This window comes from Rhizobium sp. 0TCS1.26 (assembly GCF_050455525.1).
GTDB lineage: Bacteria > Pseudomonadota > Alphaproteobacteria > Rhizobiales > Rhizobiaceae > Neorhizobium.
In genome coordinates this window covers 673,060-698,831 of the sequence record NZ_JBCIYV010000001.1, presented here as the reverse complement: position 1 = coordinate 698,831, position 25,772 = coordinate 673,060, and the positions used below count along the sequence as shown (strand labels likewise).

The 25,772-nt window shown below is 63.4% G+C and carries 28 protein-coding genes; 11 read left to right on the top strand and 17 right to left on the bottom strand.

The genetic code is table 11. The features are described 5' to 3' along the window. The first annotated feature begins 25 nt into the window (after nt 1-25). The 3 genes from AAIH46_RS03375 (at nt 26) to AAIH46_RS03365 (ending at nt 2,262) form a co-directional block, all read left to right on the top strand. Nucleotides 26-886, top strand: a complete 861-nt coding sequence (locus AAIH46_RS03375) for a cytochrome c1 (protein WP_430304177.1) — start codon at nt 26-28, stop codon at nt 884-886. Nucleotides 887-975: 89 nt separating this feature from the next. Next, nucleotides 976-1,518, top strand: a complete 543-nt coding sequence (locus tag AAIH46_RS03370) for an adenine phosphoribosyltransferase (RefSeq protein ID WP_430304176.1) — start codon at nt 976-978, stop codon at nt 1,516-1,518. 129 nt (nt 1,519-1,647) lie between these two features. Next, the gene (locus tag AAIH46_RS03365) at nt 1,648-2,262 is read left to right on the top strand and encodes a LysE family translocator (protein ID WP_430304175.1); all 615 of its coding nucleotides are present in this window, start codon (nt 1,648-1,650) and stop codon (nt 2,260-2,262) included. An 86-nt stretch (nt 2,263-2,348) separates the two neighbouring features. Here AAIH46_RS03365 and AAIH46_RS03360 read toward each other — a convergent pair whose 3' ends face one another. The 3 genes from AAIH46_RS03360 to ychF form a co-directional block, all read right to left on the bottom strand. Continuing rightward, a complete protein-coding gene (locus AAIH46_RS03360) occupies nt 2,349-2,816 on the bottom strand; it encodes a MaoC family dehydratase (protein ID WP_430304174.1) in 468 nt (155 codons plus the stop codon). Continuing rightward, the gene (locus AAIH46_RS03355; protein WP_430304173.1) at nt 2,813-3,271 is read right to left on the bottom strand and encodes a MaoC family dehydratase; all 459 of its coding nucleotides are present in this window, start codon (nt 3,269-3,271) and stop codon (nt 2,813-2,815) included. The genes AAIH46_RS03360 and AAIH46_RS03355 overlap by 4 nt, the downstream gene beginning before the upstream one ends. Before the next feature lie 165 nt (nt 3,272-3,436). Next, nucleotides 3,437-4,540, bottom strand: a complete 1,104-nt coding sequence (gene ychF, locus AAIH46_RS03350; RefSeq protein ID WP_430304172.1) for a redox-regulated ATPase YchF — start codon at nt 4,538-4,540, stop codon at nt 3,437-3,439. Between the two features lie 223 nt (nt 4,541-4,763). On the opposite strand from ychF, the gene clpS reads away from it, so the two are divergent. Further along, nucleotides 4,764-5,072 carry an ATP-dependent Clp protease adapter ClpS gene (clpS, locus tag AAIH46_RS03345; protein WP_430304171.1) on the top strand — a complete coding sequence of 103 codons (309 nt, stop codon included), beginning with the start codon at nt 4,764-4,766 and terminating at the stop codon, nt 5,070-5,072. A 9-nt stretch (nt 5,073-5,081) separates the two neighbouring features. Here clpS and pth read toward each other — a convergent pair whose 3' ends face one another. The 4 genes from pth to AAIH46_RS03325 all read right to left on the bottom strand — a co-directional run bounded on the left by pth (nt 5,082) and on the right by AAIH46_RS03325 (nt 9,917). Then, nucleotides 5,082-5,819, bottom strand: a complete 738-nt coding sequence (pth, locus tag AAIH46_RS03340) for an aminoacyl-tRNA hydrolase (RefSeq protein WP_430304170.1) — start codon at nt 5,817-5,819, stop codon at nt 5,082-5,084. An 82-nt stretch (nt 5,820-5,901) separates the two neighbouring features. Then, nucleotides 5,902-6,318, bottom strand: a complete 417-nt coding sequence (locus tag AAIH46_RS03335) for a hypothetical protein (protein ID WP_430304169.1) — start codon at nt 6,316-6,318, stop codon at nt 5,902-5,904. A gap of 352 nt (nt 6,319-6,670) precedes the next feature. Then, on the bottom strand, nt 6,671-9,049 hold the full coding sequence (locus AAIH46_RS03330) for an EAL domain-containing protein (protein ID WP_430304168.1): 2,379 nt from the start codon (nt 9,047-9,049) through the stop codon (nt 6,671-6,673). Between the two features lie 256 nt (nt 9,050-9,305). Further along, nucleotides 9,306-9,917, bottom strand: coding sequence for a 50S ribosomal protein L25/general stress protein Ctc (locus AAIH46_RS03325; protein ID WP_430304167.1), 612 nt, complete (start codon nt 9,915-9,917; stop codon nt 9,306-9,308). Nucleotides 9,918-10,187: 270 nt separating this feature from the next. Between AAIH46_RS03325 and AAIH46_RS03320 the strand changes: the two genes are divergently transcribed. Continuing rightward, a complete protein-coding gene (locus AAIH46_RS03320) occupies nt 10,188-12,230 on the top strand; it encodes a putative bifunctional diguanylate cyclase/phosphodiesterase (RefSeq protein ID WP_430304166.1) in 2,043 nt (680 codons plus the stop codon). A 139-nt stretch (nt 12,231-12,369) separates the two neighbouring features. Here AAIH46_RS03320 and AAIH46_RS03315 read toward each other — a convergent pair whose 3' ends face one another. The 6 genes from AAIH46_RS03315 to lgt form a co-directional block, all read right to left on the bottom strand. After that, entirely contained in the window at nt 12,370-13,302 is a 933-nt protein-coding gene (locus AAIH46_RS03315; protein ID WP_430304165.1) for a ribose-phosphate pyrophosphokinase, read from the bottom strand. Nucleotides 13,303-13,458: 156 nt separating this feature from the next. Next, nucleotides 13,459-14,310, bottom strand: a complete 852-nt coding sequence (locus AAIH46_RS03310) for a hypothetical protein (protein ID WP_430304163.1) — start codon at nt 14,308-14,310, stop codon at nt 13,459-13,461. 89 nt (nt 14,311-14,399) lie between these two features. Next, complete coding sequence (locus AAIH46_RS03305; RefSeq protein WP_430304162.1) at nt 14,400-15,551, bottom strand: M24 family metallopeptidase; 1,152 nt, start codon at nt 15,549-15,551, stop codon at nt 14,400-14,402. Between the two features lies 1 nt (nt 15,552). Continuing rightward, nucleotides 15,553-16,359: a peptidoglycan editing factor PgeF gene (gene pgeF, locus AAIH46_RS03300; RefSeq protein WP_430304161.1), complete on the bottom strand. Its 807-nt coding sequence runs from the start codon at nt 16,357-16,359 to the stop codon at nt 15,553-15,555. A 106-nt stretch (nt 16,360-16,465) separates the two neighbouring features. Next, a complete protein-coding gene (locus tag AAIH46_RS03295) occupies nt 16,466-17,566 on the bottom strand; it encodes a class I SAM-dependent methyltransferase (RefSeq protein WP_430304160.1) in 1,101 nt (366 codons plus the stop codon). Nucleotides 17,567-17,582: 16 nt separating this feature from the next. Next, nucleotides 17,583-18,425 carry a prolipoprotein diacylglyceryl transferase gene (gene lgt, locus AAIH46_RS03290; protein WP_430304159.1) on the bottom strand — a complete coding sequence of 281 codons (843 nt, stop codon included), beginning with the start codon at nt 18,423-18,425 and terminating at the stop codon, nt 17,583-17,585. 226 nt (nt 18,426-18,651) lie between these two features. Between lgt and AAIH46_RS03285 the strand changes: the two genes are divergently transcribed. From AAIH46_RS03285 to AAIH46_RS03270, 4 genes are all read left to right on the top strand, one after another. After that, the gene (locus tag AAIH46_RS03285; protein ID WP_430304158.1) at nt 18,652-18,912 is read left to right on the top strand and encodes an accessory factor UbiK family protein; all 261 of its coding nucleotides are present in this window, start codon (nt 18,652-18,654) and stop codon (nt 18,910-18,912) included. Between the two features lie 466 nt (nt 18,913-19,378). Then, entirely contained in the window at nt 19,379-19,879 is a 501-nt protein-coding gene (locus tag AAIH46_RS03280; protein ID WP_430304157.1) for a YbjN domain-containing protein, read from the top strand. Beyond that, entirely contained in the window at nt 19,879-20,697 is an 819-nt protein-coding gene (gene proC, locus AAIH46_RS03275; RefSeq protein ID WP_430304156.1) for a pyrroline-5-carboxylate reductase, read from the top strand. Before AAIH46_RS03280 ends, proC begins: the two co-directional genes overlap by 1 nt. Nucleotides 20,698-20,713: 16 nt before the next feature. Further along, nucleotides 20,714-21,055, top strand: a complete 342-nt coding sequence (locus AAIH46_RS03270; protein ID WP_430304155.1) for a tRNA-binding protein — start codon at nt 20,714-20,716, stop codon at nt 21,053-21,055. A 54-nt stretch (nt 21,056-21,109) separates the two neighbouring features. Here the strand turns inward: AAIH46_RS03270 and AAIH46_RS03265 are convergent, their stop codons facing one another. Genes AAIH46_RS03265 through AAIH46_RS03255 form a run of 3 tightly spaced genes read right to left on the bottom strand, consistent with a single transcriptional unit; the run spans nt 21,110 to nt 23,717 of the window. Continuing rightward, nucleotides 21,110-22,495, bottom strand: a complete 1,386-nt coding sequence (locus AAIH46_RS03265; RefSeq protein WP_430304154.1) for an ATP-binding protein — start codon at nt 22,493-22,495, stop codon at nt 21,110-21,112. 48 nt (nt 22,496-22,543) lie between these two features. Then, the gene (locus AAIH46_RS03260; protein WP_430304153.1) at nt 22,544-23,248 is read right to left on the bottom strand and encodes a response regulator; all 705 of its coding nucleotides are present in this window, start codon (nt 23,246-23,248) and stop codon (nt 22,544-22,546) included. A 1-nt stretch (nt 23,249) separates the two neighbouring features. Beyond that, a complete protein-coding gene (locus tag AAIH46_RS03255; RefSeq protein WP_430304152.1) occupies nt 23,250-23,717 on the bottom strand; it encodes a MarR family winged helix-turn-helix transcriptional regulator in 468 nt (155 codons plus the stop codon). Nucleotides 23,718-24,097: 380 nt separating this feature from the next. Here AAIH46_RS03255 and AAIH46_RS03250 point away from each other — a divergent pair, with 380 nt between their 5' ends. Both AAIH46_RS03250 and AAIH46_RS03245 read left to right on the top strand, forming a co-directional pair. Further along, entirely contained in the window at nt 24,098-24,283 is a 186-nt protein-coding gene (locus AAIH46_RS03250) for a hypothetical protein (RefSeq protein WP_430304151.1), read from the top strand. 70 nt (nt 24,284-24,353) lie between these two features. Continuing rightward, nucleotides 24,354-25,001 (top strand): MBL fold metallo-hydrolase, encoded by a 648-nt coding sequence (locus tag AAIH46_RS03245; protein WP_430304149.1) that lies wholly within the window; start codon nt 24,354-24,356, stop codon nt 24,999-25,001. Between the two features lie 126 nt (nt 25,002-25,127). On the opposite strand, the gene AAIH46_RS03240 is transcribed toward AAIH46_RS03245, so the two are convergent. After that, nucleotides 25,128-25,343: a cold-shock protein gene (locus AAIH46_RS03240; RefSeq protein WP_046633016.1), complete on the bottom strand. Its 216-nt coding sequence runs from the start codon at nt 25,341-25,343 to the stop codon at nt 25,128-25,130. Between the last annotated feature and the right edge of the window lie 429 nt (nt 25,344-25,772).

The window sequence follows — 25,772 nt, the reverse complement described above, 5'->3', positions numbered from 1 at the left end:
GGCCGAGACCGAGAGGATGACACCCATGAAAATGCTCGCAACAGGCCTCCTGTCTCTTGCCCTCTTCACCGGTCTCGGCGGCATCGCCGGGGCCGCCGAGGAGGCTCCGCATGCCGAAGGCGGCACGCCGCACTATCCGATCCACCATCCGGAAGAGATGGACTGGAGCTTTGCCGGACCGTTCGGCCATTACGACAAGGGCCAGCTGCAGCGCGGCCTGAAGGTCTATACCGAAGTCTGTTCCGCCTGCCATTCGATGAACCTCGTCTCCTTCCGCACGCTGGAAGGGCTCGGTTATTCGGAAGCCCAGGTGAAGGCATTCGCCGCCAATTACGAGGTCCAGGACGGTCCCAACGATGCGGGCGAAATGTTCACCCGCAAGGCCGTGCCGTCGGATCACTTCCCGTCGCCGTTCCCGAACGAGCAGGCGGCAGCTGCGGCGAACGGCGGCGCTGCACCGCCGGACATGTCGCTGCTCGCCAAGGCGCGCGGCGTGACGCGCGGCTTTCCGCAGTTCATCATCGACATCTTCACCCAGTACCAGGAAGGCGGCCCGGACTACATCCACGCACTGCTGACCGGCTACCGTGAGCCGCCGGCCGGCGTCGAGGTGGCACCGGGCACGCACTACAACCCCTACTTTATCGCCGCACCGGCGCTGGCCATGGCGCCGCCGCTTGCCGATGGCCAGGTGACCTATGAGGATGGTGCGCCGCAAACCCTCGACCAGTATTCGCGGGACGTCGCGGCCTTCCTGATGTGGGCGGCCGAGCCGCATCTGGAAGAACGCAAGCGCACCGGCTTCATGGTCATGGTGTTTCTGGCGATCTTCACGATCCTCATCTACCTGACGAAGAAGTCGATATACGCCCGCAAGGAGCATTGAGCGCAACGCTCTCCAGCGGTAAGAAAGGCGGCTCCGGCCGCCTTTTTTCATTTTTGCGCCAGCCAGCTCCGCCCAGATCGAAGGTCTCCATGTCCGATATCGCCAACAGCCTCGCCGCTGCCATTCGCGCCATTCCCGATTACCCGAAGCCGGGCATCATCTTTCGCGACATCACCACGCTGCTCGGCGATGCCCAGGCGTTCCGCCAGGCGGTGGACGAGCTGGTAAAGCCGTATGCGTCGCTGTCGGTGGACCAGGTGGCCGGCATCGAGGCGCGCGGCTTCATTCTCGGCGGCGCGATGGCGCACCAGCTGTCGTCGGGCTTCGTGCCGATCCGCAAGAAGGGCAAGCTGCCGCACACCACCGTGCGGGTGGCCTATAGCCTCGAATACGGCGTCGACGAGATGGAGATGCATGTCGATGCGGTAAAGCCGGGCGACAAGGTGATCCTCTGCGACGACCTGATCGCCACTGGCGGCACGGCCGAGGGCGCCGTCAAGCTGCTGCGGCAGCTGGGCGCCGAGGTGGTGTCGGCCTGCTTCGTCATCGACCTTCCCGAACTCGGGGGTCGCCAAAAGCTTGAAGCGCTCGGCGTCGAGGTCCGCACGCTGGTGTCGTTCGAGGGGCACTGATTAGCCGGCAGGGGCGGTTCTTTTTTGCTCACGTGCCGTCCGAGGCGCAATGACCCGTTACTTCTCAGGATGGTAGAACGGCACCGGCGGGCGTAGCCTTCTTGCTGAACGAGCCTGGGAGAAACGCCGATGGATCTTCAGACGCTGCTTGCCTTCGCCGCAACGTTCTTCGTCTTCGCGGCCAGTCCCGGCCCCGACAACATGACGATCATGGCGCGGACCATCCATGGCGGTGCGGCCTCAGGCCTTGCTTATGGTCTGGGTACCGTCACCGGCATCCTGATCTTCCTGTTTCTCGCCGCCTTCGGTCTTTCCGCCGTTGCCGGCCAAATGGGCGTCGGAATGACGGTGCTGCGTTATGCCGGGGCTGCCTACCTCATCTGGATGGGCATCCGCATGTGGACGTCGCGGCCTGACGTGCCGGAGGAAAAGGCGGTGGCGCATGCCGGTGACCTGCGGCGCGGTTTCCTGGCCGGCGTGGTGCTCAATCTCGGCAATCCGAAAATGCCGCTGTTCTACATCGCGCTTCTGCCGAACGTCGTCGGCCCGAACCTGACGCTGCCGCAGGCCTTTCAACTGGCGCTGGTGATCCTGCTGGTCGAGGTCGTGGTGATCGGCTGCCACGTGCTCTTGGCACGCCGAGCGCGGCGACTGATGCGTAGTCCGCGCCTCGTTCAGCGTGTCAATCGCGGCGCCGGCGCGGCGCTGGTGGGCGCGGGCGTCGCGGTTCTTGCGACGCGCTGAGGGCAGGGGCAAAAACGGCGGCGGGCTGGCGGAAAATGAGCCATCCGACGTGTCGGCGGCTGAACCGTAGCCGAGCCTGGTCCAGGCTACTCGAACTCCAGCATGCTGCTTTCGAACCGGATGACCGGCTTGCCGTCCTGATTGATGCCCTCGTTGAGGGTGGAGTTCATCCATGTCCCGGGGCGCGAGGCAAGCGGGCGGCTCTCTGTCAGCGTCACCGAATAGCTGATCCGGTCACCGGCATAGACGGGCCGCAGCCATTGCAGTTTCCGAAAACCGGGCGAGGGGCCGAGCTTCGGCGGCTCGATGCCGTCGGCGACAAGGCGTGCCTGCTCGACGGTCCAGTAGGCGAGGAACATCTTCATCCAGCCGGCGCAGGTATGCCAGCCCGAAGCACAGAGCCCCCCGAAGACGAAATCCTTGGCGGCCTCCGGATCGACATGGAAGGGCTGCGGATCGAATTGCCTGGCAAAGCGGATGATGTCCTCGGCGGTGAACAGCAGGGTTCCGATCTCGATCTTCTGGCCGATCGGCGAGAGTTCGATGAGTCTCATGCGGCGTCCTCCGCTGACGCGCGCTGGCGGAACATGATCGGGTTTTCGCCGCGCATGACGGTTTCGCCGCGCTGGTTTTGCACCTCGTGCAGGAACCTGACGAGGCCGAGGCCAGGGCGCGAGCGCAAGGCCCGGGCTTCCACCACCGTCGAGTGACCGGAGAGCGTATCGCCGGCGAGCACCGGCTTCTTCCACTCCATGAACTCGATGCCCGGCGATCCCTCCGAGGCCGAGCCCGACAGCCAACCGTCGAACATCATGCGCATGAAAAGGCTTGCCGTATGCCAGCCGGAGGCCGCGAGGCCGCCGAGGATGCTCGCTCTTCCGGCCTCCTCGGACAGATGCATGGGCTGTGGATCGAATTCCTGCGCGAAGACGATGATCTCGTCGGCTGACACGGTCTTTGGCTGGAGAGGCAGGACGCGCTCCGGCGTGAAATCCTCGAAGTAAAGCATTGCTCTTCCCGTTCAATGTGGCGGCGACTGTAAACGAAGACAAGACGATGCCAAGCGGGTTTGTCGTCGTTCCGTTACCGGCGCATTTGCCGGTGGCTGCCAAACGAAAACTGCCGCCCGTCGAGCGACGGGCGGCAGTGTCGGATCGGGCAGAGGATGACAGCCTCAGGTGTTGAAGCGGAAGTGGATGACGTCGCCGTCCTGTACGACGTATTCCTTGCCTTCGTCGCGACCCTTGCCGGCTTCCTTGGCGCCGACCTCACCCTTGAAGGCGACGTAGTCGTCGTAGCCAATGGTGAAGGCGCGGATGAAGCCACGTTCGAAATCCGTGTGGATGACGCCGGCGGCAGCCGGTGCCTTGGTACCGCGGACAATCGTCCAGGCGCGGGTTTCCTTGGGGCCGACGGTGAAATAGGTGATCAGGTGCAACAGGTTGTAGCCGGCGCGGATCAGCCGGTCGAGACCTGCCTCCTCCAGGCCGAGCGCAGAGAGGAATTCTTTCGATTCCTCTTCCGGAAGCTGGGCGACCTCAGATTCGATGGCGGCCGAGATGATGACGCATTCGGCGCCCTGCGCCTTTGCCATGGCTTCGACAGCCTTGGTGTGCTCGTTGCCGTCGACGGCATCGGCTTCCGCGACGTTGCAGACGTAGAGGACCGGATGCGAGGTGAGCAGGTTGAGACCCTTGAGGATCTCGATCTCGTCGGCAGCCAGCGTCTTCAACAGCAGACGGGCCGGCTTGCCCTCGTTGAGCAGCTTGACGACCGCTTCCATGATCGGCAGCTGGGCGACAGAGTCCTTGTCCTTGGACGACGCCCGCTTGCGAGTCTGCTCGACGCGGCGCTCAAGGCTTTCGAGGTCGGCGAGCATCAGCTCGGTCTCGATCGTCTCGGCATCGCCGACCGGATTGATACGGCCCTCGACATGGGTGATGTCGTCGTCCTCGAAGCAGCGCAGCACGTGCACGACGGCATCGACTTCGCGGATGTTGGCGAGGAACTTGTTGCCGAGGCCTTCGCCCTTCGACGCGCCGCGCACGAGGCCGGCGATATCGACGAAGGAGATGCGCGTCGGGATGATTTCCTTGGAGCCGGCGATCGAGGCGAGCGTCTGCATGCGCGGATCCGGAACGGCGACCTCGCCGGTGTTCGGCTCGATGGTGCAGAACGGATAGTTTGCCGCCTGTGCTGCCGCCGTCTTGGTCAGCGCGTTGAAGAGGGTTGACTTGCCGACATTCGGCAGGCCAACAATGCCGCATTTGAAGCCCATAAGGGTTCACCCGTCGTTGTTTCGATGTTGCTGTGGCTATGGGGGAAAGCGGCCAGCGGGTCAAGGGTTGCGCCGGCTTTCACTCTGTCCACTGGCGCAGCGGCGCCGGCGAACTATGTTTGTGGGTGATCGGAACGTCGGTCGAGAAAACCCGCGGCGACAGTGCGCCGGCGGCCCCGGCTGCATTCCGCTGACTGTTTCATGTGTTTGGAGATGCCATCTCATGGCCAACGAGACCGAACTTGCACCGAAGACGGTGACCAAGCCCAAGGTCGAGCGCCCGAAGCTCTACAAGGTCCTGCTTCACAACGACGACTACACCCCTCGCGAGTTCGTGGTGCTTGTCCTGAAGGTGGTGTTCCGCATGGGGCCGGAGGCGAGCCAACGGGTGATGATGACCGCCCACAAGATGGGCTCCTGCGTCGTCGTCGTGTGCACCAAGGATATTGCCGAGACCAAGGTTTCCGAGGCAATGGATCTCGCCAAGGAAGCCGGCCTGCCGCTGATGTTCACCGCCGAGCCGGAAGAGTAGGCTCAGGGGTCAGTCCTTCTTCGCCCCGAACATCTTCTTCAGCATGTCGGCCATCGGGCCGGTGGTTGGCAGGGCCTTGGGCTGGGCAAAGTTGCGTGCGGCGCGGATATGCGATTGCCCGGCGCCTTGCTTGGCGGGCTTGTCACCCTTGACGGGCTTGGACGGCTCGTCATCCGGTTTGGCACCGACCGCCAGCGCCAGCTTGTTCATCAGCTGTGAATCCTCGCCCTTCACCAGCATCTCGGCATTGTCGGCCAGCGTATCGAGCAGGGGATCGAGCCAGACCCTGTCCGACTTGGCGAAGTCGCCAAGCACGTGGTTCTGTACCTGCTCCTTGGAGCCCGGATGGCCGATGCCAAGCCTCAGGCGGCGGTATTCGCGGCCGCAGTGGGCGTCGAGGGACTTGACGCCATTGTGGCCGCCATGCCCGCCACCGAGCTTGATGCGGGCCTTGCCCGGCACCAGGTCGAGCTCGTCATAGATGGCGACGATGTCCGCGGGTGACAGCTTGTAGAAGCGCATCGCTTCGCCGACGGATTCGCCCGACAGGTTCATGAAGGTCTGCGGCTTGATGAGCAGCACCTTGTCGCCGCCTAGTTCGCCCTCGGAGATCTCCGCCGTGAACTTCTTCGACCAGGGCGAGAAGCCCGGCCGGCGCTGGATCGCGTCGACGGCCATGAAGCCGATGTTGTGGCGGTTCCCGGAATATTTGGACCCCGGATTGCCGAGCCCGGCGATGATCAGCATATGGCGGTTCCCTTCGCAGTCGCGCCGATGTTCCCAACGCGAAAAGCCGGGCAAGTCAAGCGCAATCCCGCTGACACCTCACTCAGCGCACCGGCGGAAGCCCGTAGCGTTGCTGTATGCGATCCTGCTCGCCCGACGCGCGGAGGCGGTCGAGCGAAGACTGCATGCGGGCGATCAACGCTGCCGGCAGAGAAGGGTTGCAGGCAATCCCGAGCTGCTGCACCGAGAGCACGACGATCCTTCGGATCGGTACGTGCTCTCTGACGAGGCGATCATAGACATCCTGGGATATGGCCATCAGATCGATCCGGCCGCCGAGCAGCTTGGCCAGCGTCAGATCGAAGCTGGCGCTGAGGTCCAGCCTCTCAAACCCGGCGCGGCGCAGCAGGCCTTCGGTGTAGTCTTCCCGTTGCGTGCCGACCGAATAGAGCAGCGCTTCGGCGATGGTCGTTGCGGTGATGGAGGAGGACTGGCGGGCGACGATCAGGTTGACGTCCATCAGCATCGGCACCACCCACTGGAACGTGGTCTCCCGCTCCGGCGTGCGTGCCGCGGCGAAGACGCAGGAGGTGGACTGCGTTTGGGCAAGCGCAAGCGCCCCGGGCCCAGGGCATGATGTCGATGCGGTACTCGACGTCTGCTCCGACACCGGCCATTATGGCGCGAACCTGGGCGGCACCTGCGCCGTCGATTGATCCGTCCTCGGTCTGATAGGTATAGGGCGGGTAGGCTTCGGTCGCGAAGCTGATATCGGCCGCCTGTGCGCCGCTTGTCAGGAGAACCATGCTGCAGGTCAGAGCCGGACGTCTCATGGTCCCCATCCACAACGGTCTTAGCTCGTGACTATGCCGTCAACCGGCGCGAGTCTCCAGCAGATTCCTTCTGGCGTCGAGTTGCGACAGCAGATCGCCGATGGCGAGCGGCCGGGAGAACAGGTAGCCCTGGGCGCAATCGATGCCGATCGTCTTCAGGAGGTCGTACTGGCCCTCGGTTTCGACGCCTTCCGCGACGACCGTGCAGTTCATCTTGTGGGAGATGGCACTGATGCCTTCGACGAGCATCCGGTTCCTGCGTTCGACGTCTTTGGCGCCGGAACCGATCGTGCGGACGAACGACTGGTCGATCTTGACGATATCCACCGGGAAGCGGCTGAGGTAGCTCAACGACGAATAGCCGGTGCCGAAATCGTCGAGCGCGATGCGGCAGCCGAAGGCGTGCAACTGGTCGAGGATGGTGCGGATTTCCGGGTTGTCGTGCATCAGCACCGCCTCGGTGATTTCCAGCACCAGCCGGCGAGGCTGGATGCGGTAACGGGCGGTCATCGCCGCAAGCCGCGTCGGCAGCCCTGCGTCGAACTGCAGCGGCGAGAAGTTCACCGCCACATAGGTGTCGTCCATGCCGGGCAGGCGCGACACGCGGGCGAGGTTGACCAGCGCATCCTCAAGGATGAGGTTGCCGATCTCGCTGATCGAGCCCGTCTCTTCCGCAACGTCGACGATCGCTGCCGGAGACAGAAGTCCCTTGCGCGGATGGCGCAACCGCAGCAGCGCCTCGAAGCCGAGGATCGTCTCGTCGCCAACCCGCACGATCGGCTGGAAATGGGCCTCGAACCAGCTGGCGGTAATCGCCGCCTCGATGTCGCTCTCGATTTCGGCGCGCTGGCGGGCGCGGTCAAGGATGGATTCGTCATAGACATTGGCGCCGTTGCGGCCGTCGCGCTTGCGCGCATACATGGCCATGTCGGAGCGCTGCAGAAGCTCGGCCGCACTGCCGGCGTGGCGCGGGTAGAAGGCAAGCCCGATGCTGGCACTGAGCTTGACGCCGGTGCCGGCGGCGCGGAACGGCTTGTCGAAGAGATCGACGATCTTCTGCGCGACGTCGGATGCCCGCGCTTCCGCATCGGCGCCGGTGATCAGCAGGGCGAATTCGTCGCCGCCCAGCCGAGCCGCCGCATCGTTCTCGTTCGTCAGCGGCCGGATCCGCCCGACGAACTGGGACAGCACCGCATCGCCGGCCGCATGGCCGAGTGTGTCGTTGATCGACTTGAAACGATCAAGATCGACGAACAGGCAGGCGAGGTGGGTGCCGCTCGCATCGGCGGCGGCGATCTGTTCGTCGAGCACCGCTTCAAAGCCCTGGCGGTTGAGAAGGCCGGTCAGGTGATCGGAGATGGCCTGGCGATGATTGCGGCTTTCCGACTGCTTGAGCTCGGTGACGTCCGTCATGACGCTCAGCGACGCGGGAAGATCGGTACCTGCCGACTTGAGGGCGGTCTCGAGGATCAGCACGTCGATGAGATTGCCATCGGCGCAGCGAAAACGAACCGTAACATCGCAGACGCCGACGATCGAGCGCTTCTGCTGCTTGCGCGCCACGTAGCGGGCGCGATCTTCCGGAAAGATCAGGTCGACGAAGGGCTGGCGGAGAACCTCTCCCCGCGCATAGCCCGTGGCCAGCAGCCAGTAGTCGCTGACGGCCCAGATCAAGTCCTGGTCGTTCAGCGAGAACAGCATGGCCGGCGTCAGGTTGTAGGTCTCCCGGGTCTGCCGGTGCGCCTGCTTCAGCTCATATTCCTCGCGCTCCAGCTGGATCTGCATCTCGTTGAAGCTTTGCGCCAGGCGGCCCATCTCGTCTGTCGTGTGCCAGTCCACGTGGTGGCGGGAGCCGAGCCGTCGCGTCGCCTCGATCGCCGCCGTAAGCCGCAGCAGTGGTCGCATGACCATGATCCGGTTGCCGATGACGGCGGCCGTAAAGACGGTGAGGACGGCGAGGGTGAAGATGGAAATGAAGGCCAATTCCATGCGGCTGAGTGCGGAGAAGAGGCCAAAGCTTCGATAATGGATGACGAGCGTGCCGACCTTTTGCTGCGTGGTCTCGGTGGACCGATAGACGACGTCAAGCGTTGTCCGCTCCAGCGGCTCGCTGGCATCGCGCACGCTGCTTTCGGTGATGTCCAGCGTGCCGAGCGTGTCCTTCACCTGGACGACGCGGATGCCGGTTTCATTCAGGAGAGTGCCGGTGATCTGGCGGATGCTCTTGAGATCCAGATCCCAAAGCGGCTTCGCCAGCGCCTGGGCGTTGACGGCCGTCAGGATCGCAACATGTTCGTGCAGGCTCTCGGCGGCCTGACGGGATGAAAGGGCGAGGAACAGCGTGAACAGCGGCGCGACAAGGATGAGCAACGCTGCTGAAATGATGGCGATGAAGCGGTTTTCGACCGAGTGAGTCATGCGTCCACTCGTAATGCCTTCTGTTTGCCGGCTACCTCAGAAGGTGGTCCCGTTCCCGTCGTGATGCTTTCATCGATTGATTAAGCTTTGCTGAAGCGCAGTTTCCGGCGTCGGCGCCGAAACAGCCTCCAAACGCGTCAAATCAGTGATTTTCGAGGGAATTGAATGGTTTCCCGTAAAGATCGGTAAACCAATAACGTGAAAACCCGCCGCGGTTGCCCGGGGCGGGTTCAGATCTGGTTGGCAGCAGCCGTGCTTATTCGGAAGCGGCTTCTGCTCCACCTTCAGCTTCTTCCGGCATGACGGCCGGTGCAGCGATGGTGGCGATGGTGAAGTCGCGGTCGGTGATGACCGGCGTCGCACCCTTTGGCAGCTTCACATGCGAGATGTGAACGCTGTCGCCGATCTTGAAGCCGTCCAGGTCAACGACGATCGCTTCCGGGATGTCGTTGGCAGGGCAGTTCATTTCGACCGTATGACGGACGATGTTCAGAACGCCGCCGACCTTCACGCCCGACTTCTCTTCGTTGATGAAGTGAACCGGAACTTCGACCGTGACCTGGCTGTCTGCAGAGACGCGCAGGAAGTCGACGTGCATCGTGAAGTCACGTACCGGATCCAGCTGGAAATCCTTCGGCAGGGCCGAAATCTTCTCGCCGTTCAGGACGATGGTTGCGACGGTGGTCAGGAAGCCGCCGGCGTGGATGCGCTTCGTCACCTCGTTGGTGGAAAGCACGATGGAAACTGGGGCCTGCTTGTCGCCATAGATGACGGCAGGAATAAAACCGTTGCGGCGAAGTTCACGGGAGGACCCCTTACCAACCCGTTCGCGCGCCTCGGCCTTGAGCTCGTAAGTATCGTGGCTCATGGCATGTCCTTTCGAGGTTATTTGGAGAACCCGCCCAGGCTTGGAAGCCTTTATGCGGCGAGTTTGGAAGGGCATCGTCCGATGCGCTTCATCCGCGTTGCCTCCAAGGGTGTCTACGCGGACCGGGGGTGCATATTACATATGGGACTGCATGACAAGCCATGTACGGCTGATCGCATTTCTGTATATTAGCATATTGTGTAATAGATGTGATAAGCAATCAGACAGAATCTTGCCTTAGTCTCCGACCGTTAGCACGCGAGCGCCCAGATGCAATTTGTCTACACCTGCCTCTTCGACCAGCACGACTTCATCTACGTCGCAGCGGCCATCAGTTTGTGCATCCTCGGGTCCTACCTAGCGGTGCGGCTTTTCTCACGCGCGCTGCGGGCCCGCGGCTCGGAAAAACCGGTATGGGTTGCGCTGGCCGGCTTCGTCGGCGGTTCGGTGATCTGGACAACGCATTTTCTGGCAATGCTCGGCTATACCGGTGGTGGTCAAGCAGGCTATGAGCCGGTCGTCACCCTCCTTTCGCTGCTGATCTCCGTGCTGACATGCACTGCCGGTTTCGGGATCGCCGCCTTCGCCGACGGGAGCCGGCTGGTGGAGGCGGGTGGCGTGATCATGGGGCTTGGCATTGCCGCCATGCACTACACGGGGATGGCCGCCTACACCGTGCCCGGAACGATCATCTGGCGGGAAGAGTATGTGGTGGCATCGGTGTTGTTCGGCGCCGTCTTCGGCGCCTTGACGACCAACAAGGTGGTCCGGCCGCGCAACCGGTTCTGCAAGTATACCGGTGCGCTGGCGCTGGTATCGGGCATCGTCACGACGCATTTTATTGCCATGTCGGCCGTCGAGGTCGTGTTGTCCCCGGATATTCCGGTCGACGACAACATGCTGTCGCCGGCGATCCTCGGCATCTCGGTGCTCGGCATCATGATCGCGCTGCTGGCGCTGGCCGCCTGCACCTATCTTCTCGATGCCAGCACCAACCAGGCCGCCGTTGCCCGCTACCGGCACCTTTCGCTGCACGACGCACTGACCGGGCTGCCGAACCGCGCGGCACTCCAGGAAGAGCTGCTGGAGCTCGAACGCATTTCACCGAACCTGCCCGGGCAGATCGCCATCCTGTCCTTCGACCTCAACCGGTTCAAGGAAATCAACGACGTCCACGGCCACGCGGCGGGCGACGCGGTGATCCGCACGGTCGGCGCTCGATTGGCGACGGCGATCGGACCCGACGAGTTCGTGGCACGCGTCGGCGGCGACGAATTCGTCGCCATCACCCGCCGCTACTATGGCCGGATGGAAGGGACGAGTCTTTCGCAGCGGCTGCTGGCCGAGATCAACAAGCCGATCGACTGGAAGGAGTCGGTGTTCTGCGTGTCGTCGAGCGTCGGCATCTCCGTCTACGATCGCACTGCGGCGTCGTTGGACGAGGTGATCGCCCAGGCGGATGTCGCGATGTATCGCGGCAAGGTTTCCGGTCCGAACAGCGTCTGCTTCTACGACCCGTCGATGGACCAGGCGGTGCGCGAGCGCAATGCGCTGGCCATGGACCTCCGCTCGGCGCTGGTGAACGGCGAGTTCGAGTTGCACTACCAGGTGCAGAACGACGCCGAGACTCGCGAGGTCGTCGGCTTCGAGGTGCTGCTGCGCTGGAACCATCCGCAGCGGAAGAAGGTATCGCCGGCGGAATTCATCCCGATCGCCGAGCGCACCGGCCTGATCATCGAAATCGGTGAATGGGTGCTGCGCGAGGCCTGCAGCAAGGCGGCCGGATGGAGGCGGCCGTTCAGCATTGCCGTCAACGTCGCGGCGCAGCAGCTGGCCGACATGACGTTTCCGTCGAAGATCGAGCAGATCCTCGAGGAGACCGGCCTGCCGGCCCATAGGCTTGAGCTGGAGATCACCGAGTCCGGCATCATCGGCGACCAGCAGCGGGCACTCCTGATCATCCAGCAGCTAAAGGAGATCGGCGTGCGCATCGCCATGGACGATTATGGCACCGGCTACTCGTCGCTTTCGACGCTGATGAGTTTCCCGTTCGACAAGATCAAGATCGACCGGTCGTTCGTCGACAAGGTCGACACCAACAACCAGTCGGCGGCAATTGTCCGATCGACGTTGATCCTTGCCCAGAGCCTCAACATTCCGGTGCTGGCGGAAGGCGTCGAGACGATGAAGCATTGGGATTTCCTGCGGCGCGAAGGCTGTGCTCAGGTGCAGGGCTTCCTGTTCGGCAAGCCGGTGCCGCTGGAGGACATCGAGGCGCTCGTCAACGGATGCGAGCAGGAGAGGGTGGCCTGACCGCCTGACCGCCAAAGCCTCCGGCCAGACGAAGAAAGGCCTCACTGCCCGATCGTAAAGGGCAGTGAGGCCTTTTCAGTTTGTACAGCGCCACCGCCCACCCGACGGGCGATCCGGCAAAGGCGCCAGGACAGATGTGTCAGTCAAAGAGGCTGGAGACGGATTCTTCAAGCGCCGTGCGGTTGATGGCCTCGCCCATCAGCGCGGCCGTCGACACGACGCGGATGTTCGGCGCCGACTGCACGGCCGTCGTCGGCTGGATGGTGTCGGTGATCACCAGTTCCTTGAGCTTGGAGGACGACACCCGGGCGACAGCGCCGCCGGAGAGAACGCCGTGGGTGATGTAGGCGGTAACGCTGGTCGCGCCGTTCTTCAGCAGCGCTTCGGCCGCATTGCAGAGCGTCCCGCCGGAATCGACGATGTCGTCGATCAGCAGGCAGTCCTTGCCGGTGACGTCGCCGATGACGTTCATCACTTCGGATTCGCCGGCACGCTCACGCCGCTTGTCGACGATGGCAAGCTGGCAATCCAGCCGCTTGGCAAGCGAGCGGGCACGCACCACGCCGCCGACATCGGGTGAGACCACCATGACGTTCTTCAGGTCGTAGTGTTCCTTGACGTCGCGCGCCAGGATCGGCACGGCGTAGAGGTTGTCGGTCGGAATATCGAAGAAGCCCTGGATCTGGCCGGCATGCAGGTCGAGCGTCAGGACGCGGTCGGCACCGGCTTCGGTGATCAGGTTGGCGACCAGCTTGGCAGAAATCGGGGTACGCGGGCCGGCCTTGCGGTCCTGGCGGGCGTAGCCGAAATAGGGAAGAACGGCGGTGATGCGCTTTGCCGAGGACCGACGGAAGGCGTCGATCATGATCAGCAGTTCCATCAGGTGGTCGTTGGCCGGGAAGGACGTGGACTGGACGACGAAGACGTCCTCGCCGCGCACGTTTTCCTGGATCTCGACGAAGATTTCCTGGTCTGCAAACCGTCTGACGCTTGCTTTCCCTACTGGAACGTTGAGGTAGGAACAGATCGCGTCGGCCAAGTGCCGGTTCGAATTCCCTGCGAAAACCTTCATTGTGGCCCGCCCGTTTTGACGCTGGATGGGCGCCTTTTACCGAGGCTGGTCTCGAATGCAAGGCTTCTCATCCAAACCTCCGGTATTTTCGCTAAACCCCTGTGGAGGGTGGCTGTTTTGCATCAAGATCGGCTTGCGGACATCAATATTGCACTCTCAGCGAGCAGTCGTATTCCGCCATTGCAGATATTCACCGATGGTCTTCTGGCCGACCAGCTGCATGGTCTCTGCGGGCACCGCCGCCCAGGGATCGCCACCCGAAGCCGGCACGGTTTCCTGGCCCTGGATGCGGTGCAGTCGCCCGCCCGCCGGGTCCAGCACGTCCCAGACATAGACGACGGTGACCTTGCCCTCGTTGTCGAAAGCCGACAGGTAGCCCTTGAGAATGTGTTCGCTGCTGGTGTCTGCCGAGGGGCGGATGGTCAGGCCGCCGGCGCGTGCCGAGGCGCCCAGCTGGCGCGACAGCGGCGTCACGGCCTGCACCGGCGCACCGATGATCGGCAGGAAGCGGATGGTCGCGCCTTCGGCTTTCGCTGTGTCGGTGGGCGCGGTCTCAGTGGGTGCGGTTTCGACGCTTGCCTCGCGGGCCGACGGCTCTGCGTCAGCCGAGGGTTCAGCGGCAGCCGGTGACAGCGGCGGTGAGCGGGAAGGGGCCTGTGGCTCCGCCTCATCCTCCAGACTGGTTGCCCGTTGCCGGCTGCTTGGCGGCGGATCCAGAGGCGCCGAGGCGACGCCTGATCTGCCGCCTTCCTCGATGGCCTGCGACTGAGCCTGCAGCGAGTTCTGCGGTCGCCCGGCACGCGGTGGCGCGCTCGGATAATATCCTGTGTCACCGTCAGGCTCCGGCGCCTCGGCGAGCCGGCGCGCTTCCGCCTGCGAGACCTGCGAAGAGGAGGGATAGAGGCCGCCGCCAACATCGACCTGCGGCGTCAGGGCATCGGTGGTGTTGCAGGCAGACAGAAGAGCCGCGAAAAGCAGCGGAGCAAAGCCCAGGCCAGTTCGGTGCATCCCCACGTCCTTCTCGCCCGCATCCCTCCGAAAGCTTACGGTTCGGCTTCCGGCAGTGTCAACCGCGAGCGGGGATAACCACCCGTCCGTCAGCAGGTGATGAGGTCGAGGCGGTGACGCGACAGGCTGCGCGGCTCGTCGGCCGTCGTCAGATAGGTCTGGCCGAGGGTCATCGCCGTGCCGCTGTCGGAATCCATGATGATCATGTGCACGAAGAGCGACATGTCGGGCAGGATCTCCTGCTGGTTTCCGGCGTGGAACATCTGGTGCTCCATCCACGACGGCGAGAAGCGGGCACCGAGCGAATATCCGCAGGCGTTCAGCCGATGGCGGGTCAGGCCCCGCTCGTCGATGATGCGCGCATGGGTGTCGAATACATCGCCGAACGTATGGCCCGGCCGCAGAACGGATTCGATGGCGAGGATGGTTTCGCGGCAGGCATTGTAGAGTTCGCGGTGTCGGCTCGTCGGCTCGCCGACGATGACGGTGCGCATCATCGCTGCATGATAATGGGCGCTGACGCCGGCCCATTCCAGGGTCAGCTGGTCGGTCGCGTCGAGCCTTCGGCGGCCGGCCTTGTAGCGGCAGAGCAGCGCGTCGGCGCCGGATCCGATGATGAATTCGTTGGCGGGATAATCACCGCCGCCGGCGAACACGGCCCCCTGCATCGCCGCCAGGATATCCGCCTCGCTGGCGCCGGCGCCGGTCATCGAGATGGCTGCGTCCAGCGCATCGTCGGCAAGCTCTCCGGCGCGCACCACATGGGCGATCTCGGCCGGGCTCTTCACCAGGCGCAGACGGCTGATCAGATAGGACTGGTCGACGATCTGGCCGAAGGAGGAGAGCTGGTTGTCGAGCAGGCGGGCGATCCGGCCGGTCATGCCATGCGTGTCGTATTCGACGCCGATCCGGCAGCCGAGCAGATCCATCTCGCTCAACTGCTCCTTGAGATCGAGGGTCGGATCGGCATTCGCCCGATCCACCCAGACGGCGATATTTTCCAGGATCGAGGTGTGACGGGCCTGGCGCAGGTCGGCCGACCGGGTCAGCAGCGTCATCTGGCCGTCGGCCTTCACCACAAGGCACTGGAAGAAGCAGTAGCCGAAGGTGTCGTAGCCGGTCAGCCAGTACATGCTCTCCTGGGCGAAGATCAGCATAGCGTCGAGCTTTTCGGCCTGCATCGCCTGTGTCAGGCGTGCCAGCCGCTCGGCATATTCGCTCCTCTCGAAATGCAGGGCCATCCTATTCCTCCGTGATCGCGATAGCTGAGATCTGTCGTCCGTAGTCCGGTTCGCCGGCGTGGGTCGTCCGGCGATATGAGAAGAAGCGCTGTCGATCTGAATAGGTGTCGATGCCGAGATTTTCCGCCCGGATGCCGGCGCGCTGCAGGCGGCGTGTCGTCAGTGCCGGCAGGTCGAACATCGCGTGGCCGGCTTTGTTCGAGGGCGTGAAAAATTCGGCAAATCCGGCATCCTCGGAGAGGAACCGCTCGACGAATTCCGGCCCGACCTCATAGCTGTCGCGGCCGATCGACGGGCCAAGGCATGCGCAGATCTCGTCGCGCTTTGCGCCGAGCGCGATCATCGCTTCGATGGTGTTTTCGGCAACGCCGGCGAGCGCGCCCTTCCAGCCGGCATGGGCGGCACCGACCACCCGGTTCTTCGCATCGGCGAACAGGATCGGACCGCAGTCGGCGGCAAGCACGCAGAGCACGATGCCGGGCGCGGCTGTCACCAGCGCATCGGCGCTCGGGCGTTCGCCGGCATAGGCGGCGTCGACGGTCACCACGTTCGGCGAATGGACCTGGTTGACCGTCGCCAGCCGCTCCACAGGCTGGCCGAACCAGGAAGCAACACGCCGGCGGTTCTCGACGACGGCCGTGCGGTCGTCATGCGAGCCGAGGCCGACATTGAGGCTGTCGTAAATGCCGGAAGAGACCCCGCCGAGGCGGGTGAAAAAGCCGTGACGGACGGCCTGCGCCGCATGCGCGGTCAGCAAGGGGCTTTCGATCGGCGTCGGCACGTGGTGCTGCATGGCGTCTTCTGTCATTCCGTTCCGGGATCGTTGCCGCCCAGCATGGCCGACAAACCGGCCAGCTGCTTCGTTCGGCCGGAATGTGGACCGGGCCTGCGCAGGATGTCAACGGGCGGAACGGTCAGGTGGAGACCGGCCTGAAGGGTGCCAGCGTCACGTACGGGCTAGAGACGACGAGCACCTTGAACAGTTCGCCCATGTTGCCTTCGCCGGCCGCCGCCAGTCGATTGGCGGAGACGGCGATCGCCCGCTGTTCGGACTCCGACTTGCCGTTGGCGAGCGCTCGTGCACGGTCGGCGAGCCCCAGGCCGTAGAGGAAATCCCCCTGATGCAGGCAGCCGTTGATCTGGATCGTGCAGGCACGGGCGATGCGGGCCAGATCCTCGAAATCGACGTGGCTGGTCAGATCCGCTTCACCGGGATGGGCGAGCGGCGGGTCGTATTCGTGGCGCAGCACCGCCTGCAGCGTATCGCCGAAGCCGGTCACCATGTGACCGTAGTCGATGATGACGGCACTGCCGCCATTGCGCTTCAGGCGCTCGCACAGGGTGTTCATCACTGCCTGGCGGGCCGGCGCAACTTCAAAGACGGTTCCATCCGCTGTCTGCGCCGAACCGAGCGGCAGAAGGGCGGTATCGATGGTTGCGATGCCGATGCCGAACGCCAGACGGTCTTCTGCGTCGAGGCCAACCATGCGCTCGCGGAAACCGGTCGGCGTCTTGACGAACTGGCGGATCGGGATGGCGTCGAAGAGTTCGTTCGCTGCGAGCAGCGTGAAGCCGTCGGGCACCTCCTCGAAGGCCGCGTGCCAGCTGACCTTGGACGAGAAGGCTTCCAGCGTTACCCGCTGGACGCCGCGCAGCCGCTCACTCGTCTCGACCAGGTGGACGCTGAGGCCGTCGAAAAGCTGCGGTGCCAGCTTGCGGATGACGCGCAACATGTCGAGCATCATCGTGCCGCGACCGGGCCCGATCTCGATGAGCGAAACCGGGCTCGGGCTGCCGTGCTGCTGCCAGGCATGCACCATGAAGATGCCGAGCATCTCGCCGAACAGCTGGCTGACCTCGGGCGCGGTGACGAAATCGCCGGCGGTGCCGAACGGTTCGCGGGTGCGGTAATAGCCGTATTCCGGGTCGGCGAGGCAGAGCGCGAAATAGTCGGTCACGCTGATCGGGCCGTTGATGCGGATCAGGGACTTGATCTTGTCGGCAAGCGGCGTCACGGGAAGCCTCGTCGCGTCAGAGGACCGGGGTGGCCCGGCGTGCACGCCAGACGGCCCAGAGGCCGACCAGGAGCATCGGCAGCGACAGGACCATGCCCATGGTCAGCCAGCCAAACGCCAGGTAGCCAAGTTGCGGATCGGGCTCGCGGAAGAATTCGACAACGATGCGCGACAGGGCATAGCCGCAGACGAAGGTGCCGGCGACCACACCCGGCTGGCGAAGCGCCTTCACCTGGTGGGTCATGATCCGCAGGACCAGGAACAGCACGATGCCTTCGAGCGCTGCCTCGTAAAGCTGGCTTGGGTGACGGGCAAACGGTCCGCCGGTCGGAAATACCATGGCCCACGGAACGTCGCTGATGCGGCCCCACAGCTCGCCGTTGACGAAGTTGGCGATGCGGCCGAAGAACAGGCCGAAGGGAACGACGGCGGCGACCGTATCGAAGAGGCTCCAGACCGGAACGCCGTTGCGGCGGGCAAACCAGATCATGGCGATGGTCGTGCCGATCAGGCCGCCGTGGAAGGACATGCCGCCGTTCCAGATTTCCACCGCCCGGATGGGGTTGGCGATGACCGAGCCCAGATCGTAGAAGAGGATGTAGCCGATGCGCCCGCCCAGCACGATCCCACCGGCGACCCAGACCAGGAAGTCGTCGAGCTTTTCCGGCGCCATCGGCGACACGCCGCCCGGCCAGAGATCGGCCCGCGCCACCATCCGCTTGGCATAAAGCCAGCCGAGCAGGATGCCCGCGACATAGGCCAGCCCATACCAGTGCACGGCCACCGGGCCGATCGAAAAGGCGATCGGGTCGATCTGCGGGAAGGGCAGTATGGCGAGGAGACTGGGTGCTGAATACAAGTTACTTTACCTCGGCCGGCTGTGCCGCATATCCGGCGGACCATGACTTTATTGCCTTTGGCCGGTCAAGACGATTCTCATAAAGCGGCCGTTCATCCTCAGGGAAGTGTCCGCTGCGCCAGCCGGCCTCCGGATTCTTCTTGCAAGGGTGCACGTGTGACCCTACCTCCTTTGCATCAGGCAAAGCACCGCCGCGGACGTGGCGACAGAACGGGAGATCGATGGCATGTCGACCGGAACCAACAGAATGATGGATGAATTCGCGCGGCTGATGACCGATGCGGCAGGTGCGGCGCAGAGCGTCCGGCGCGAGGCAGAGACCGCCATCCATGCGCAGATGGAGCGCATCCTCAACTCGATGGAAGTGGTCAAGCGCGAGGAATTTGAAGCCGTCCGCGAGATGGCGATCAAGGCGCGCGACGAGAACGACGCGTTGAAGGTGCGCATTGCAGCGCTCGAGGCGAAACTCGACAGCCAGGTCGGCTGACCCCGGCCAGGATCGCGGACGTTGGCGGCCGGATCCTGCTGCGCCTTCTTCTTCCCTATGCGGCAAACACGGCGCGGCCCCGATATCAGGCGGGGACGCGCTTTTTTCGTTGTTGACCACCGCCGCGCCGCAGGTTTTCGGCCAACAAAATTGCAGCCTGTGGACACATGCGAAAAAGCGAGACGGCAGAGTCGGTTAATCCGAGTCGCTGATGCCGTTTCGGAGGCCTCCAGTTGAGTCGTCCCCGCAAAATGCAGGCTCGGGGGCTGGTGCTGGGACTCCTCGCCTATACACTGATTTTAAATGATGATTCGAAACGACGGCCGCAAGCTCCAGACAGGGTGCAGGTACTAGGGTGGCGGTCGCGGACGATCATCGGAACAGGTGAATTTCCGGTTCAGTGTCCGCGTCCGTTGTGTGTGAACTTACACGAATGCCGCTTTCATTCCGGTTTAGAAGGTGCCGCATGAGCCTCATTGAGATGGATATGGAACGTCACTCGAACCCGGTCGATATGATCGAGTTCGTTGCCGCGTCCAACGACTGGACGTTCGAGCGTTCCGGTGAAGACGAGATCGCCATGACCGTCGAGGGTCATTGGACCGATTACAACGTCTCGTTCTCCTGGATGGAGGAATTCGAGGCGCTGCACCTGGCCTGTGCCTTCGACATCAAGGTCGCCGATGCACGGGTGAACGAGGTGATCCGGCTTCTGTCGCACGTCAATGGCCAGGTTCTGATGGGCCACTTCGACCTGTGGCGGCAGGAGGACGTGGTGATCTTCCGCCAGTCGCTGCTGCTTGCCGGCGGTGCCGAGCCGACCAACCAGCAGGTCGAGGTTCTCCTGTCGAACGCGCTCGAAACCTGCGAGACCTACTACCAGGCCTTCCAGTTCGTCGTCTGGTCCGGCATGGACGCCAAGAGCGCCATGGAAGCCGTGCTGTTCGAAACCGTTGGAGAGTGCTGATGCCGGGCACCCTTTCAGGACCGGTGGTCCTGGTCGGTGCCGGCAACATGGGCGGCGCCATGCTCACCGGCTGGCTGAAGAGCGGCGTGCCGGGCTCGTCGATCCTGGTCATCGATCCTGCGCCCTCCGAGGCAATGATGTCGGCTCTTACGCAAGCCGGCGCACGCCACGAAACCTCCGCTCCGTCCGGCATCGAAGCCGGCATCCTGTTTCTTGCCGTCAAGCCGCAGGTAATGGAGACGGTTCTGCCGCCGCTTCGTCCGCTGGTCGGTCCGCAGACGGTGGTCGTCTCGGTTGCTGCCGGCAAGACGCTGTCGTTCTTCGAACATCATCTGGGTGCCGCCGCCATGGTGCGCGCCATGCCCAACACGCCGGCAATGATCGGTCGCGGCGTGACCGGCGCCTACGCCAATGCGCGGGTGAGCGACGAGCAGCGGACGGCCGTTCATGACCTGCTGAAGGTCAGTGGCCCGGTCGAATGGGTGGAACGCGAAAGCGACATCGATTCCGTCACCGCCGTCTCGGGCAGCGGCCCGGCCTACGTGTTCTATCTCGTCGAGTGCATGGCGGAAGCCGGCCGCAAGCTCGGCCTGCCGGCGGATCTTGCCATGCGGCTTGCCCGCGAGACCGTGGCGGGTGCTGGCGAACTGCTGCATCAGTCGCCGGACGAGGCGGCGCGCCTGCGCCAGAACGTGACGTCTCCCGGCGGCACGACGGCTGCCGCACTCGCCGTGCTGATGGCCGATGACGGCATCCAGCCGATCTTCGACCGGGCACTTGCTGCCGCCCGCGACCGGGCGCAGGAACTGGGCGGCTAGGATGGGAAGGCTGGCAATGGCAAACGAGATCACCTGGGACGACTTCGACAAGGTCGATATCCGCGTCGGCACCATCGTCGAGGCGGAGGAATTTCCCGAGGCGCGCAAGCCTGCCTACAAGCTGAAGATCGATTTCGGCCCGGAAATCGGCATCCGCCGTTCTTCGGCGCAGATCACCGTGCACTACACGCCGGAAACGCTCGTCGGGCGACAGGTGCTCGGCGTCGTCAATTTTCCGCCGCGTCAGATCGGGCCGGTGCGCTCCGAGGTCCTGACGCTCGGCTTTGCCGGCGAGAGCGGCGCGATCGTGCTGGCCGCCGTCGAGCGCGGCGTGCCGAACGGCATGAAGATGATGTAGGAAAGCCGCCGGCCCGCACAGCCGTCGCTTGTTTCTCGAGTTCAGTTTAGCTCATCACGCCGGGACACGCACCACGGCCCGCAGGCCGCCGCGCGGACTGTCCGACAGCGTGACATTGCCCCCATGGCCGCGGGCGATGTCGCGGACGATGGCCAGCCCGAGACCCGTCCCGGATGCGTTGAGATTGCGGGCCTCGTCCAGCCGGAAGAACGGCTTGAAGACGTCCTCGCGCGATTGTTCCGGGATGCCGGGGCCATCATCGTCGAACACCAACGTCAGCCATTTCGCGCTGTGGCGGGCGTCGACATGCAGGTGGCTGGCGTAGCGCTGGCTGTTTGCCGCTAGATTGCCGACGAGCCGCATGAAGGCGTTCGGACGCACCGAGAGCAGATCCTCGCCGTCGATGCTGTAGGTCATCGTCTTGCCGTGCAGGGCGAAATCCATCTCGATCTTTTCCAGAAGCTCGCTCAGCCGCAGCTCGCCGAAATCCTCCTCGGCCTCGCCGCGCGCAAAGGCCAGATAGCCTTCCAGCATGCTCTGCATGTCGTCCACGTCGGCGCTCATGCCGGCCAGATCGGGGTTGTCGCGCGCCAGTGCCAGCTGCAGCTTGAAGCGAGTCAGGATGGTGCGCAGGTCGTGGCTGATGCCGGTCAGCATCGCCGTGCGCTGCTCCATCTGCCGCTCGATGCGCTCGCGCATCTGGATGAAGGCGATGCCGGCGCGGCGGATCTCGTCGGCGCCGCGCGGCACGAAGGGATCCTGCATCCGCTGACCCTTGCCGAAATTCTCCGCTGCGTTGGCCAGCGCCAGGATCGGCCGGATCTGGCCGCGCAGGAAGAGGATCGAGATGCCGATCAACAGCAGCGAGGTGCCGAACATCCAGACCAGGAAGATATGGGTATTGGAAGCATAAGTCTGGTTGCGGACGGTGAAGAAGCGCAGCACCTTGTCGTCGAGCTGGATGCGGATCTCGACGAGCCGGCTGTCGCCTACGGTGTCGATCCAGAAGGGCAGGCGGATCTGCTGATTGATCTGGTCGGCGAGAAAATCGTCGAGGATCGAGAAGAACGGCTTGGAACGGGGCGGCGGCAACTGCCCGCCCGGCTCGACCAGAAGCGTCAGCGATAGCTTATCGCGGGCGATGCGGATGATCTCGCTGTAATCGCCGCTTGCCGGCGGATAGATGCGGATGATCTCGATGATCGCGGCGATGTCGCGGGTGACCGCCTGCGACAGCCGTTCGGTGACGAGCCGCCAGTGACGCTCCATGAACACGGCGGCCACAACCGTCTGCAGCAACAGCATCGGGATGATGACGATCAGCACAGAGCGGGTGAACAGGCCGGTCGGCATGTGCCGCTTCAGCCAGCGGCCGAACGTCGCCCAGCCGGGCGGCCGTAGCCTGCCGATGTCGCGCCGCATCGTGTCGATGATCGCCATTCTGCCTCTTGCGACGGTTCGCACCGCCGATTGCTCTGATCTCTCGCGTCAGTCGATGCTGAGACGGTAGCCTATGCCGCGCACGGTTTGAAGATAGACCGGATTGGCCGGGTCTTCCTCTATCTTGCGCCGCAGCCGGTTGATCTGCACGTCGATCGTCCGCTCGCCAACCTCGGAATCGTCGCCGATCAGTTCATGACGGGGAATGGTATCGCCCGCCCGCAGGGCAAACAGCAGCATGATTTCCTGTTCTCGATCCGTGAGGCGGATAGTTTCCGCCGCCCGGCGCAGCTCCTTGCGGGCAATCGAGAAGGTGAAGGGCCCGAACATGATCTGGTCGATCTTCGGCGCATCGGCATTGGCGTTGCGACGCAGGATGTTGTTGATGCGCAGCACCAGTTCGCGCGGATCGAACGGCTTCGGCAGATAGTCGTCGGCGCCGGCCTCCAGGCCCTCGATGCGCGCGTCGGCCTCGGCCCGCGCCGTCAGCAGGATGATCGGGATGGCGCGCTTGTCGCGCATCGACTGGGTGAGGGCGATGCCGGTTTCGCCGGGCATCATCACGTCGAGGATCATCAGGTCGAAATCGAGCCCCTGCAGCTTGCGCCGCGCCTCTGCGGCGTCGCCGGCGACGGTCACCCGAAATCCCTGTTCCATCAGATAGCGATGGAGGAGATCGCGAATGCGCGTATCGTCGTCCACCACCAGCAGGTGGGCCGCGTCATCGGAAAGCGGCACGCTCGCAACACCCATCTCAATCGACCTCTTGCTCTGACGCTGGCAAACCTTCGCGACGGCCACGCATGGCCCGCAGGAATGACAGGACGCCGTCTTTCTGTTCCGCCGTCAGGTCCTGCAATGCCGAGCATATACGGCGAGACTGCGGCTCGGAAAGAGCAAGCGCAAGTTCGCGGCCGGCCAGCGTCGGGTAGAGGCGGCGCTGGCGGCGATCCTTGGCACCGGCCATCTGGCGAATGTAGCCGCTGTCAATCAGCTGCTTCAGGACGCGTGCCAGGCTCTGCTTGGTGATCTGCAGGGTGTCGAGCAGGTCGGTTACCATCATGCCGGGCTGCCGGCAGACGAAGTAAACCACCCGGTGATGCGCCCGGCCCATGTCGATGTTGGAGAGAATGGCGTCCGGATCGGAGACGAAATCGCGATAGGCGAAGAAGAACAGCTCGATCGTCTCGAAGTCGATCTTGCTTTCATCGACGGCGGGCATCGGCGGGTGAACCTTCCTGACGGCTTTTCCAGTCGATCCCGGCGACAATCCTCATCCCTTTCAAAGGCTCGCAACGCGCCGGCAGATCCCGGCAGAGCGGAACGTACCCGCGCCGTCGCCGCGTCGAGCGGAACGTTCAACGTCAGATCTGATAAAGCGCGAAGCGTTTCAACAATCAACCCGAATGTGCAGCGGTCAAGACTGTCTCCCCATGCAACATCATCAGCCGGATCATCAACCGGCGGAGGAAGCTGCAACAGCCGCGGGCCACCGGTGGCGGGCTGCGGCAGGAATGCAACTGTTTCGCAATCCGATGCGACGGTAGCGGAACCTTTCTCGGCAGATGTCCGTTGCGAGCTTCAACAAACAGGAGATAAATCATGGCCTTGCTCTCGTCCGCCGAATTTCATCCGACATCGTCGCGCGCCGAAGCCGCTCATCCGATGCGTTCGGTGCTGGTGACGGTGTTTTCGCTGAAGATCGCCATTGCAGCAGTGCTGCTCGCCTGCGTTTCGCTCGCACCGCCGGTGTCTGCAGAAAGCCCCTACCAGATCTCCTCGAACTGATCTTTTTCGCTGCAGCCGGCAGGGAAGGGCGCTATACCCGGATCGATTTCCAGTCGATCAGCGAGGCATCATGGGGCAGCTCCAGGCAGGCATTATTCCCGTCACTCCGTTCCAGCAGAATTGTACCATCCTCTTCGATACCGAGACGAAGGACGCGGTGGTCATAGATCCGGGTGGTGACGTCGACAAGATCATCGAGGTCGTCAAGCAGCAGGGCCTCACGGTCGGCGAAATCTGGATAACCCACGGCCACATCGACCACGCAGGCGGCGCAGACGAGTTGCGCGAGAAACTGGGTGTTCAGGTCATCGGGCCGCACGAAGACGACAAGCCTCTCCTCGACATCCTCGACACGCGCGCCGCAGCGCTCGGCTTCGACATTCCCGCCCGCAAGCTGACCCCGGACCGCTGGCTGAAGGAAGGCGATCGCGTGTCGCTCGGAGAGCACCAGTTCGACGTCCTGCACTGCCCAGGACATGCGCCAGGCCACGTCATATTCGTCAACCGGGATATGAACTTCGCGATCCTCGGCGACGTGCTGTTCAATGGCTCGATCGGTCGCACGGACCTGCCGGGGGGCAATCACGAACAGCTGCTGGCATCGATCCGCGACAAGGTGCTGCCGCTGGGCGACGAGGTCGGTTTCCTGTGCGGCCACGGTCCCGGCAGTCGCATCGGCGACGAGCGGCGCAACAACGTCTTCTTGCGCGGCATCTAAGTCAGCTGACGGTGAGCCGCGACCTTGTGGTCGCTCAGCTGCTCCTCAAGCGTCGCGCAGTTTTCGGGCACAAAAAAACCCGGCATCTCTGCCGGGCTTCAACTCGAGTGAAAGCCGTGGAGCAAATCAGCCGGAAATCTGCAGGTTGACTGCCTTTGGGCCCTTGCCGCGACGATCCGGTTCCGTGTCGAAGCTTACTTTCTGATTTTCCGACAATCCGGACAGGCCGGAAGCCTGTACGGCAGAGATGTGGACAAAGATGTCGGCGCCGCCGTTATCCGGCTTGATGAAGCCGAAGCCCTTGTCCGTATTGAAGAATTTTACAGTGCCAGTCTCGGCCATGCATCAGGTCCTTTTTCCTCTGTCCGTGTTCAGCGGCGGACAGCATTACGATGTTCGCCCACAAGGGGCTGGCGGCAGGCATTTCGAAATGGAGGAAAGGGGCCCGTATTACCACGTGGGAATAAGAAGAGTTCACGACGATACCCTTCCGTGTCCCCCGCCCGGAAGTCTTGGCGCTTCCGAAACGCTTTTTTATAGCTCTTCCCATGCTCGCAAATTGCCCGAACATGCACAGAGTGCTGTGTTTATGAAAAATTGGCAAGAAAAAGTTTTGCGGCGGCAGGCAGCGTTGTCGAACATATTGCACGTTTCGCGTGCGGAACCTGGATTCCTCCAGCGGACCACCTGAAAAGGATAGCCCACTCACCGACATAAGTTAACGGTATGAGCGGCTTAGCATAGCTTCAAGCAACGCCAGAGAAGACGTTT